Source organism: Pseudomonas faucium (assembly GCF_021602585.1).
GTDB lineage: Bacteria > Pseudomonadota > Gammaproteobacteria > Pseudomonadales > Pseudomonadaceae > Aquipseudomonas > Aquipseudomonas faucium.
On the sequence record NZ_BQIP01000031.1, the window covers coordinates 42836 to 53399 of the forward strand.

The following is a 10564-nucleotide window of genomic DNA, read 5'->3' on the forward strand; positions in this document are numbered from 1 at the left end:
GAAGTAAGGGCACAATGCCATTATTGATCTGCCGGGTCGGAGATTACCCTTGTTTCGTCTAAACGCTGTACGCGCGAGCCACTTCCTGCCTTCGCTGGTTCTATTGTTGGCAGGGCTTGCGGCGGCTTACGTAAGAGACCTCAGCGTCTTCTTCACCTCACTGTTCAACGTGCTGCCCACGTTGGTTCTGCTGCTGGGCGGTGCTTATTGCGCCGTATACCGTCGCCAGCGCGAACTGTTTCTGATGGTCACGGTATATATCGCCTACTTCCTGCTCGATACCCAGACCGACTATTACCGCGACAACGGCCGCGTGCGTGAAGACGCAGCGGTGATCTTCCACCTGGTCTGCCTGCTGCTGCCGGCCTTGTACGGCCTGTTCGGCGCGTGGCAGGAGCGTACCCACCTGGCCCAGGACCTGCTAGCCCGCTTCGCCGTGCTGTTTGCCGTCGGCAGCGTGGCGGTGGCGCTGGAGCAGAGTTTCCCCGAAGCCTTGCTCAGCTGGCTGGCGGAAATCCGCTGGCCATCGCTGCATGGCCAGTGGATGAGCCTGATCCAGATGGTCTACCCGCTGTTCATCGGCGTGTTCATCCTGCTGGTGGTGCAGTACCTGCGCGAGCCCAGGCCCTTGCATGCGGCGCAGCTCATCGGCCTGGTGGGCATTTTCTGGATGTTGCCCAAGACCTTCATCCTGCCGTTCACCCTGAACATCATGTGCAGCCAGGTGATGCTGATGATCGCTGCCGCGGTTTCCCACGAGGCCTACCAGATGGCCTTCCGTGACGAGCTGACTGGCCTGCCCGGGCGGCGCGCGCTGAACGAGCGCATGCAGCGCCTGGGGCGCAACTATGTGATCGCCATGACCGACGTCGACCACTTCAAGAAATTCAACGACACCCACGGCCACGATGTCGGTGACCAGGTGCTGCGCCTGGTCGCCAGCCGCTTGTCGAAGGTGACCGGTGGCGGGCGCGCCTATCGCTACGGCGGTGAAGAGTTCGCCCTGGTGTTTGCCGGCAAGACGGCAGAGGAATGCGTGCCCCACGTGGAAGCGGTGCGCGAGATGATCGCCAACTACGCCATGCAGTTGCGCGACCAGAACAACCGCCCGCAGGACGACTCGGCAGGGCGCCAGCGCCGCAGCGGCAGCGGCGGCGGCACGGTGTCGGTGACCATCAGCATCGGCGTGGCCGAACGCCAGGCCGAACACCGCAACCCGGAAGAAGTGCTCAAGTCGGCCGACCAGGCGCTGTACAGCGCCAAGGGCGCCGGGCGCAATTGCGTCATGGTCCATGGGCAACAATCGCGGCGCGGGGCGGTGCGAATGGCGTGACCGAATGTGACTATATGGTCGCGTGATGACCCTATGTCTCGCAAAAGTTGTTCGGTTACACTGGATTCAACCCCGTGCCGCGGTCAACAGTGACCGCCCCCGACCCGACTAGCGAGAGGTTGTGATGGCTGACTATAAAGCGCCCCTGCGCGACATGCGCTTCGTTCTGAATGAAGTCTTCAAGGTGGCAGAGCAGTGGGCGCAGCTGCCCGAGCTGGCCGAAGCGGTCGACGCTGAAACGGCCCTGGCCGTGCTGGAAGAGGCCGGCAAGGTCATCGGCAGGAGCATTGCCCCGCTCAGCCGCGCCGCCGACGAAGAAGGCTGCCACTGGGACAACGGCGCGGTGCGCACCCCCGCCGGCTTCATCGAAGCCTACAAGACCTACGCCGAAGGCGGTTGGGTCGGCGTGGGCGGTGACCCGCTGTTCGGCGGCATGGGCATGCCCAAGGCAATCTCCGCCCAGGTCGAGGAAATGGTCAACGCCTCGAGCCTGGCCTTCGGCCTGTATCCGATGCTGACCGCGGGCGCCTGCCTGTCGATCAACGCCCACGCCAGCGAAGCGCTCAAGGAAAAGTACCTGCCGAACATGTATGCCGGCGTCTGGGCCGGCTCCATGTGCCTGACCGAGCCCCATGCCGGCACGGACCTGGGGATCATCCGCACCAAGGCCGAGCCCCAGGCTGACGGCAGCTACAAGGTCAGCGGCACCAAGATCTTCATCACCGGCGGCGAGCACGACCTGACCGAGAACATCATCCACCTGGTGCTGGCCAAGCTGCCGGACGCGCCGGCAGGGCCCAAGGGCATCTCGCTGTTTTTGGTGCCGAAGTTCCTGGTCAATCAAGACGGCAGCCTCGGCGCCCGCAACCCGGCCACCTGCGGCTCGATCGAGCACAAGATGGGCATCCAGGCCTCGGCCACCTGCGTGATGAACTTCGACGAAGCGTTCGGCTACATCGTTGGCGAGCCCAACAAGGGCCTGGCGGCGATGTTCACCATGATGAACTACGAGCGCCTGGGCGTGGGCATCCAAGGCCTGGCCTCGGCCGAACGCTCCTACCAGAACGCCGTGGAGTACGCCCGCGACCGCCTGCAAAGCCGCGCCCCCCTTGGCCCGCAGGCGAAGGACAAGGTAGCCGACCCGATCATCGTGCACCCGGACGTGCGGCGCATGCTGCTCACCATGAAGGCACTGATCGAAGGCGGCCGCGCCTTCTCCACCTACGTGGCCATGCAGCTGGACAGCGCCAAGTACAGCGAAGACCCGACCACGCGCAAGCGCAGCGAGGAACTGGTAGCCCTGCTGACCCCGGTGGCCAAGGCGTTTCTCACCGACCTGGGCCTGGAGTGCACGGTGCACGGCCAGCAGGTGTTCGGTGGCCATGGCTACATTCGCGAATGGGGCCAGGAGCAATTGGTGCGTGATGTGCGCATCACCCAGATCTACGAAGGCACCAACGGTATCCAGGCCCTGGACCTGATGGGGCGCAAGGTGGTGGCCAGCGGTGGCGCCTACTACCGGCTGTTCTCCGATGAAATCCGCCAGTTCATCGCCAGCGCCGGCAGCGAGCTGGACGAGTTCGCCAAACCCCTGGCCGCCTACCTGGACCAGCTGGACGGGTTGACCGAGTGGGTGCTTGCACAGGCCAAGGGCAACCCGAACGAAATCGGCGCCGCCTCGGTCGAGTACCTGCACGCCTTTGGCTATGTTGCCTATGGCTACATGTGGGCATTGATGGCGCGCGCCGCCAAGGCGGGCGAGGGCGACGAGACGTTCTATGCGGCCAAGCTTGGCACTGCGCGCTTCTACTTCGCGCGCCTGTTGCCGCGGGTGACTTCACTGGTGACGTCGGTGAAGGCGGGCAGCGAGTCGTTGTACCTGCTGGACGCCGAGCAGTTCTGATTGATGTCAGGTTGCCTGTAAGCATTTTCCTACATGACGCGGTGACTTTTCGCCACTGGTCTCAGATTGGATCCACGGTTACTCTTTGTACATGGACGTTGCGCAGGAAGCGCAAAGGACAGAACAGGGACAACGAAGGATTTCCTGCCAGGACGGTGGGGCGATAGGGATGTCACAGGGAAACAGTCTGGAAAACCCCGCTTAGGCGGGGTTTTCTTTGTGCGCGTGTTTTATCCGCCCAGCACATCCAGCGGTGAGGCCCCCAGCGGCCTGGCATCCGCCTCCTCTTCCAGCAAGTTGCGCAGCAACTCCACCGAAGCCTGCTGGCGCTGTGCATCGCGAAACACCAGGCCGACCTTGAGCGGCACCCGCGGTTCGCTCAACGGCTTCCACAGCAGCCCCTGGTCATCTTCGGCAGCATCCTTGGCCCGCCCCGGCAGGATCGTCGCCAGCGCGGTATGCGCCAGGCTGTCGAGAATCCCCCCCATGTTGTTCATCTCCGCCTGCACCTGAGGGCGGCGGCCCTGGCTTGCTAGCTGCTCCTTCCAGATCTGGCGGATCTGGAATTCCTCGCCGAGCATCAGCATTGGCAACTCTGCGGCCTGGCGGATGGATACCTTCTTGAAATCCTTCAACGGGTGGGTATCGGGGATGACCAGTTGCAGTTCATCTTCGTACAGCAACATGCCGTGCAAGCCGGGCTGGCGCGGTGGCAGGTAGCTGATGCCGATGTCCAGGCTGCCGTTGAGCAGGCGCCGCTCGATCTCCAGCCCCGACAGTTCATAGATCTGCACCACAAGGTGCGGCTGGGCCTTGCGCACCCGCTCCAGCAGCTGCGGCACCAGGCTTGGCCGCACGGTTTGCAGCACGCCGATGGCCAGCGTGCGCAGCGACTGGCCCTTGAAGTTGCGCATCGCCTCATGGGCGCGCTGCAGGCCGTCGAGCAGGGGCAGGGCGTGGTTGTACAGGGTATGCGCCGCCAAGGTCGGCAGCAGGCGCTTGTTGCTGCGCTCGAACAGGCTCAGGTCGAGGCTGTGCTCGAGCTGGCGGATCTGTTGCGACAGCGCCGGCTGGGACAGGGACAGGCGTTCGGCGGCGCGGCCGACATGGCCTTCTTCATACACCGCGACGAAATAACGCAGTTGGCGAAAATCCATAAGTAACACTTATCGAAAAAGCTGGAAAAACGGAATGGCCGCAAGCGCGGCCGACGCCTAGTCTATCGCCGTATTGCAACGGGTTACAGCGAGCAATCAAGGCATTGTTACCCCGTTTGAAAAACACTTTTGATAGGCAAGGCAAAATATTCATGCGCCGGCACCAAGACCGGACCCTGGCCGCCCTTTACCGTGATTGGTTGGAGCCCCGATGAACCTGTTCAACCTGCGCCGCTCGGCTCCTGCCGCGGTCGCCGAGCCCAAGCGTGCGCCGGTGCTCGAAGCGGACGTGCCAGCGCCGAGCCGCGAGCGCCTGATGCCGGGCAGCACACGGGCCGAGCATGTGTTCGTGCGTGGCCAGGGCTCCTGGCTGTGGGATGACCAAGGGCGTGCCTACCTGGATTTCACCCAGGGTTGTGCCGTCAACAGCCTGGGCCATAGCCCCAGCGTGCTGGTCAAGGCGCTCGGCAGCCAGGCCCAGGCGCTGATCAACCCAGGGGCCGGCTACCACAGCCGTGGCTTGCTGGCGTTGGTCGACCGCCTGTGCCGCAGCACCGGCAGCGACCAGGCCTACCTGCTCAACAGTGGCGCCGAAGCCTGTGAAGGGGCGATCAAGCTGGCGCGCAAGTGGGGCCAGCTGCATCGCAATGGTGCCTATCACATCATCACCGCCACCCAGGGCTGCCATGGCCGCAGCCTGGGCGCGCTGTCGGCCTCCGACCCGCTGCCCTGCAACCGCTGCGAGCCGGGGTTGCCGGGTTTCAGCAAGGTGCCGTTCAACGACCTGGCGGCGCTGCATGCGCAGGTCGACTCGCGCACCGTGGCGATCATGCTCGAGCCGATCCAAGGTGAAGCCGGCGTGATTCCGGCCACCCAGGCGTACCTGCAAGGCGTCGAGAAGCTGTGCCGCGAACTGGGCATCCTGCTGATCCTCGACGAAGTGCAGACCGGTATCGGCCGCTGTGGCGCGCTGCTGGCCGAGCAGACCTATGGTGTGCGCGCCGACATCATCACCCTGGGCAAGGGCCTGGGTGGCGGCGTGCCGCTGGCGGCCTTGCTGGCCCGTGGCAGTGCCTGCTGCGCCGAGCCCGGCGAGCTGGAAGGCAGCCACCATGGCAATGCGCTGATGAGCGCCGCGGGCCTGGCGGTGCTCGATACCGTGCTGGAGCCGGGGTTCTTCGAGCATGTGCAGGACAGCGGCCGCCACCTGCGCGATGGCCTGAGCCGCCTGGCAGGGCGCTACGGCCAGGGCGAAGTGCGTGGCCAAGGCTTGCTCTGGGCCTTGCAGCTGCAGGAGAACCTGGCCCATGACCTGGTTCAGGCAGCGTTGCAAGAAGGGCTGCTGCTCAATGCACCGCAAACGGATGTGGTGCGCTTTTCGCCGGCACTGACCGTGAGCAAGGGCAACATCGACGAGATGCTCCTGCGCCTGGCCCGGGCCTTTGCCCGCCTGCATGCGCAACAGCATGCCCGCCGCGAAGTCTCGGCGTAACACGAATTCAACGAACCGTCTGGCGTTCCTGCGCATCGCCCTTGGCCTGTTTCATTTGGCCAGGGGCGTTTTTTTTTGCCTGTGGAACCTCTGTCTGGCGCAGCTAGTCTCTGTTTAGACCCTTTGAGGAGAGACTCGCATGGACTTCATTCGCATCATCATCGCCATCATCCTGCCGCCACTGGGTGTGTTCCTGCAGGTGGGGTTCGGCGGCGCGTTCTGGCTGAATATCCTGTTGACCTTGCTGGGGTACATTCCGGGCATCGTGCATGCGGTGTACATCATCGCCAAGCGCTAAGCGTTACTGGCCCAGCACCCGGCAATAGAACTTCCACTCGGCTTCCAGCGCATGCGCAAGGTTCTCGGCCTTGCGCAGGCCATGCCGTTCACCGCCATAGAAATGCCCTTCGGCCTCGACCCCGTTGGCCTGTAGCGCCTCCAGCATCGAGCGCGTCTGCTCCGGCACCACCACCGCATCCAGCTCACCCTGGAAGAAAATCACCGGCACCTTGATCTGCGCGGCATGCAGCAGCGGGGTGCGCTGGCGGTAGCGTTCGGCATCGTGCTGCGGGTCGCCGATCAGCCAGTCCAGGTAATCGCCTTCGAACTTGTGCGTGGCGCGGCCCAGGGCAATCGGGTCGCTGACGCCATACAGGCTGGCGCCGGCACGGAAAACATCCTGCAAGGCCAGGGCACACAAGGTGGTGTAGCCGCCGGCGCTGCCGCCGCGAATGAAGGCCTTGTGCCGGTCGATCATGCCGCGCGAGGCCAGGTGCTCCACAGCTGCGCAGGCATCCTGCACATCGCTTTCGCCCCAGCGCAGGTGCAGCGCCTGGCGATACGCGCGGCCATAGCCGGTGCTGCCGCGGTAGTTCAGGTCGGCGACGGCAAAGCCGCGTTGGGTCCAGTACTGGATGCGCGGGTCGAGCACCGGGTAGCACGCGGAAGTGGGGCCGCCGTGGATGAACACCACCAGCGGCGCCGGGCCTTGCGCGTGCGCGGGCGGGTAGAAGAAACCATGGGCGGTGCTGCCGCCGCTGCCGTAGTGGATCGGCTCGGGCAGGCTGATGCGCTCGGCCGGCAAGACCTCGGCGCCGCCGGCAAGGATGCGCACCTCGTGGCTGGCGCGGTCGATGGCGATCACGGCGGGCGGGCTGATCGGCGAGGCGGCGATGGCGTAGAGCTGCGCGTCATCCATGGCCAGGCTGCGAAAACGGGTGTAGGCGCTGGCGTAGCGTTCCACCTGGCCATCGGCGCGGCGCAGCCCCAGCTGGCCGAAGCCGTCTTCGAACCAGCTCGCCAGGTAGCTGTGCGGCCCCATGGCCAGCCAGGTGCTGGCGCCGAGCTGCCAAGGCGCTGCGGCGTGGTCGGCGGGCTCGGCCGGCAAGGCTTGCCAGCGCCCGTCGACTTCGCCCCACGGCTGCCAGAACCCGTTGCGGTCCGACAGGCAATACAGCCGGCCCTGGGCATCGAAACGCGGTTGCTGCAGGGATTCGTCCGTGCCGGCCACGCAGCGGGCCGGGCCCCAGGCGCCAATGGCGCTGCGCTCGCGGCACATCAGCCGGGTGATGGTCCAGGGTTGTGCCGGGCGGTCCCACTCGACCCAAGCCAGCCGCGAGCCATCATCGCTCAAGGTGGGCGAGGCGTAGAAATCGGCGCCTTCGGCCAGTACTTCGACCCCGTTTTCGTCGAAGGCCACCAGGCAATGCTGCACACCTTGTCCGTGGCGCTCCTGCACCGCCAGCACGTTGCCGTCGTGCCACTGCAGGTCGCCGTAGCGGCAGGCGTCATCGTGCGTCAGTGCGCGGGGTGTGCCGCCATCGAGTGGCTGGGTGTAGACCTGCTGGTCCTGTTCATTGACGAACAGCAGCCCGTCGCCCCCCAGGCAGAAACTGCCGCCGCCATACTCGTAGACCCGGCTGCGCACACTGAAGCCATCCGGCGTCAGGCAACTGGCCTGGTAGCCATGCCAGCGCCATACCCGGCAGGCGCCATCGGCCGGCCGGAACTCGTTCCAGAACAGCCCTTGGGCACTGACTTTGAGCTCGGCGAAATCGGTGCCGGCGGCGACGGCCTGGGCGGCGCTGAATTCAGCCGCGGGCGATGACACGGGAGTTTCGTTCATTGCGGAAGGTCATCTGTTCAATGGCGAGCTCGGCGGTTTGCGCCTCCTCGCGGGCCTTGAGGATGATGCCGTGGTCGGGCGACTTGGCGCACACCGGGTCGGCCTTGCTGGCGTCGCCGGTGAGCATGAAGGCCTGGCAACGGCAGCCGCCGAAGTCCTTTTCCTTCTCGTCGCAGGAGCGGCAAGGTTCGGGCATCCAGTCATAACCGCGGAAGCGATTGAAACCGAACGAGTCGTACCAGATGTGGTGCAGGTCGTGGTCGCGCACGTTGGGGAACTGCACCGGCAACTGCCGGGCGCCATGGCAAGGCAGGGCAGTGCCGTCCGGGGTGATGGTCAGGAACAGGCTGCCCCAGCCATTCATGCAGGCCTTGGGGCGCTCTTCGTAGTAGTCGGGGGTGACGAAGATCAGCTTGCACGGGTGGCCTTCGGCCTTGAGCTTGGCGCGGTACTCGTTGGTGATGCGCTCGGCGCGCTCGAGCTGCTCGCGGGTGGGCAGCAGGCCCAGGCGGTTGAGGTGCGCCCAGCCATAGAACTGGCAGGTGGCGAGCTCGACGAAGTCGGCTTCCAGGGCGATGCACAGCTCGATGATGCGGTCGATCTTGTCGATGTTGTGCCGGTGGGTGACGGAGTTGAGCACCATCGGGTAGCCATGGGCCTTCACCGCACGGGCCATTTCCAGCTTTTGCGCGAAGGCCTTTTTGGAGCCTGCCAGCAGGTTGTTCACCTGCTCGTCGCTGGCCTGGAAGCTGATCTGGATATGGTCCAGGCCTGCCTCCTTGAACGCGGCGATGCGCGCCTCGGTCAGGCCGATGCCCGAGGTGATCAGGTTGGTGTAGTAGCCCAGCCGGCGGGCCTCGCCGATCAGTTCGGCAAGGTCCTGGCGCACCAGCGGTTCACCGCCGGAGAACCCGATCTGCGCCGCGCCCATTTCGCGCGCCTCGGCCATCACCTTGAACCACTGCGCGGTGCTCAGCTCCTGGCCTTGCTGGGCAAAGTCCAGCGGGTTGGAGCAGTACGGGCACTGCAGCGGGCAGCGGTAGGTGAGCTCGGCCAGCAGCCACAGCGGCAGGCCGACCGGCACCTCAGGCGAGGCTGATCCAGTGTTCGGCACGGGCCACCTCCATGAATTGCTCGATGTCGTCGGCGACTTCGGGCACACCAGGGAATTGCTGTTCAAGTTCGCCGATGATCGCCGCCACGTCGCGCTTGCCGTCGATCAGGCCGCCAATCAGGCCGGCGCTGTCGTTGAGCTTGATCATGCCCTCGGGGTACAGCAGCACGTGGCCCTTTTGCGCCGGCTCGTACTGGAAGCGGTAGCCGGGGCGCCAGTTGGGTACCTGTTTGCGGTCAAGACTCATAGGGCGATCCCCTTGTGCCACACCCGTTGCTGGGTGACGGAATGATAAGGCGGGCGGTTCAGCTCGTAGGCCATGCTCATGGCATCGAGCATGCTCCAGAGGATATCCAGCTTGAACTGCAGGATTTCCAGCATACGCTCCTGGCCGGCCCGCGTGGTGTAGTGCTGCAAGGTGATCGCCAGGCCGTGCTCCACGTCACGCCGGGCCTGGCCCAGGCGGGTGCGGAAGTACTCGTAGCCGGCCGGGTCGATCCACGGGTAGTGCTGCGGCCAGCTGTCCAGGCGCGACTGGTGGATCTGCGGGGCGAACAGCTCGGTCAGCGAGCTGCTGGCCGCCTCCTGCCAGCTGGCGCGGCGGGCGAAGTTGACGTAGGCGTCCACGGCAAAGCGCACGCCAGGCAGCACCAGCTCCTGGGAGCGCAGCTGGTCGGGGTCCAGGCCCACGGCCTGGCCCAGGCGCAGCCAGGCTTCGATGCCGCCGTCCTCGCCGGGCGCGCCGTCATGGTCGAGCAGGCGCTGGATCCACTCGCGGCGCACTTCGCGGTCCGGGCAGTTGGCCAGGATCGCGGCATCCTTCATCGGGATGTTGACCTGGTAGTAGAAGCGGTTGGCGACCCAGCCCTGGATCTGCTCGCGGCTGGCGCGGCCCTGGTACATCGCCACGTGGTAGGGGTGGTGAATGTGGTAGTAGGCGCCCTTGGCGCGCAGGGCCTGTTCGAATTCGGCCGGGGACATTGGCAATGCGTCGCTCATGGCGCCTCCTTACAACTCGATGCTCATGCCGTCAAAGGCCACTTCAACGCCGCGGCGCTGGGCTTCGGCCCGCTCCGGGGAGTCTTCGTCGAGAATCGGGTTGGTGTTGTTGATGTGGATAAGCACCTTGCGCTGGCGCTCGAAGCCATCGAGCACCTCGAGCATCCCGCCAGGGCCGTTCTGGGCCAGGTGGCCCATTTCGCGGCCGGTGCGGGTGCCGACGCCGCGGCGCTGCATTTCGTCGTCCTCCCACAGCGTGCCGTCCACCAGCAGGCAGTCGGCGCCGTGCATCATCGCCAGCAGCTTGTCGTCGACCTGGCCGAGGCCGGGGGCGTAGAACAGCTTGCCGCCACTGCGCGTGTCTTCCACCAGCAGCCCCAGGTTATCGCCCGGGTGCGGGTCGAAGCGGTGCGGCGAGTAGGGCGGGGCGGCGCTGCGCAG

At 65.4% G+C, this 10564-nt stretch carries 10 protein-coding genes; 4 read left to right on the forward strand and 6 right to left on the reverse strand.

Annotated elements, in window-relative coordinates; genetic code table 11:
* Positions 1-49: 49 nt before the first annotated feature.
* Together L6D75_RS24910 and L6D75_RS24915 are read left to right on the forward strand one after the other, a co-directional pair.
* Positions 50-1333: a GGDEF domain-containing protein gene (locus L6D75_RS24910; protein WP_176514877.1), complete on the forward strand. Its 1284-nt coding sequence runs from the start codon at positions 50-52 to the stop codon at positions 1331-1333.
* A gap of 124 nt (positions 1334-1457) precedes the next feature.
* Positions 1458-3236, forward strand: a complete 1779-nt coding sequence (locus L6D75_RS24915; protein ID WP_176514879.1) for an acyl-CoA dehydrogenase C-terminal domain-containing protein — start codon at positions 1458-1460, stop codon at positions 3234-3236.
* Positions 3237-3466: 230 nt separating this feature from the next.
* Here the strand turns inward: L6D75_RS24915 and L6D75_RS24920 are convergent, their stop codons facing one another.
* Positions 3467-4393 (reverse strand): LysR family transcriptional regulator, encoded by a 927-nt coding sequence (locus L6D75_RS24920; protein WP_176514881.1) that lies wholly within the window; start codon positions 4391-4393, stop codon positions 3467-3469.
* A gap of 211 nt (positions 4394-4604) precedes the next feature.
* Here L6D75_RS24920 and L6D75_RS24925 point away from each other — a divergent pair, with 211 nt between their 5' ends.
* The gene (locus L6D75_RS24925) at positions 4605-5885 is read left to right on the forward strand and encodes an aspartate aminotransferase family protein (protein ID WP_176514883.1); all 1281 of its coding nucleotides are present in this window, start codon (positions 4605-4607) and stop codon (positions 5883-5885) included.
* A 139-nt stretch (positions 5886-6024) separates the two neighbouring features.
* A complete protein-coding gene (locus L6D75_RS24930; protein WP_009681539.1) occupies positions 6025-6183 on the forward strand; it encodes a YqaE/Pmp3 family membrane protein in 159 nt (52 codons plus the stop codon).
* A 3-nt stretch (positions 6184-6186) separates the two neighbouring features.
* Here L6D75_RS24930 and L6D75_RS24935 read toward each other — a convergent pair whose 3' ends face one another.
* The 5 genes from L6D75_RS24935 to L6D75_RS24955 all read right to left on the reverse strand — a co-directional run.
* Positions 6187-8010 carry a S9 family peptidase gene (locus L6D75_RS24935; protein WP_176514885.1) on the reverse strand — a complete coding sequence of 608 codons (1824 nt, stop codon included), beginning with the start codon at positions 8008-8010 and terminating at the stop codon, positions 6187-6189.
* Complete coding sequence (pqqE, locus tag L6D75_RS24940; protein WP_176514887.1) at positions 7976-9124, reverse strand: pyrroloquinoline quinone biosynthesis protein PqqE; 1149 nt, start codon at positions 9122-9124, stop codon at positions 7976-7978. The genes L6D75_RS24935 and pqqE overlap by 35 nt, the downstream gene beginning before the upstream one ends.
* Complete coding sequence (gene pqqD, locus L6D75_RS24945; RefSeq protein WP_176514890.1) at positions 9096-9371, reverse strand: pyrroloquinoline quinone biosynthesis peptide chaperone PqqD; 276 nt, start codon at positions 9369-9371, stop codon at positions 9096-9098. Before pqqD ends, pqqE begins: the two co-directional genes overlap by 29 nt.
* Positions 9368-10123 (reverse strand): pyrroloquinoline-quinone synthase PqqC, encoded by a 756-nt coding sequence (gene pqqC, locus L6D75_RS24950; RefSeq protein WP_176514892.1) that lies wholly within the window; start codon positions 10121-10123, stop codon positions 9368-9370. The genes pqqD and pqqC overlap by 4 nt, the downstream gene beginning before the upstream one ends.
* A 9-nt stretch (positions 10124-10132) precedes the next feature.
* A partial coding sequence (locus tag L6D75_RS24955; RefSeq protein WP_236193881.1) for an MBL fold metallo-hydrolase occupies positions 10133-10564 on the reverse strand: 432 nt, incomplete at its 5' end.

Bases quoted from the DNA above. Each gene is read 5' to 3' on its own strand.
- L6D75_RS24920 (WP_176514881.1), bottom strand. From the start codon at position 4,393: ATGGATTTTCGCCAACTGCGTTATTTCGTCGCGGTGTATGAAGAAGGC.
- L6D75_RS24925 (WP_176514883.1), top strand. From the start codon at position 4,605: ATGAACCTGTTCAACCTGCGCCGCTCGGCTCCTGCCGCGGTCGCCGAG.
- pqqC (WP_176514892.1), bottom strand. From the start codon at position 10,123: ATGAGCGACGCATTGCCAATGTCCCCGGCCGAATTCGAACAGGCCCTG.
- L6D75_RS24930 (WP_009681539.1), top strand. From the start codon at position 6,025: ATGGACTTCATTCGCATCATCATCGCCATCATCCTGCCGCCACTGGGT.
- L6D75_RS24935 (WP_176514885.1), bottom strand. From the start codon at position 8,010: ATGAACGAAACTCCCGTGTCATCGCCCGCGGCTGAATTCAGCGCCGCC.
- pqqD (WP_176514890.1), bottom strand. From the start codon at position 9,371: ATGAGTCTTGACCGCAAACAGGTACCCAACTGGCGCCCCGGCTACCGC.
- L6D75_RS24915 (WP_176514879.1), top strand. From the start codon at position 1,458: ATGGCTGACTATAAAGCGCCCCTGCGCGACATGCGCTTCGTTCTGAAT.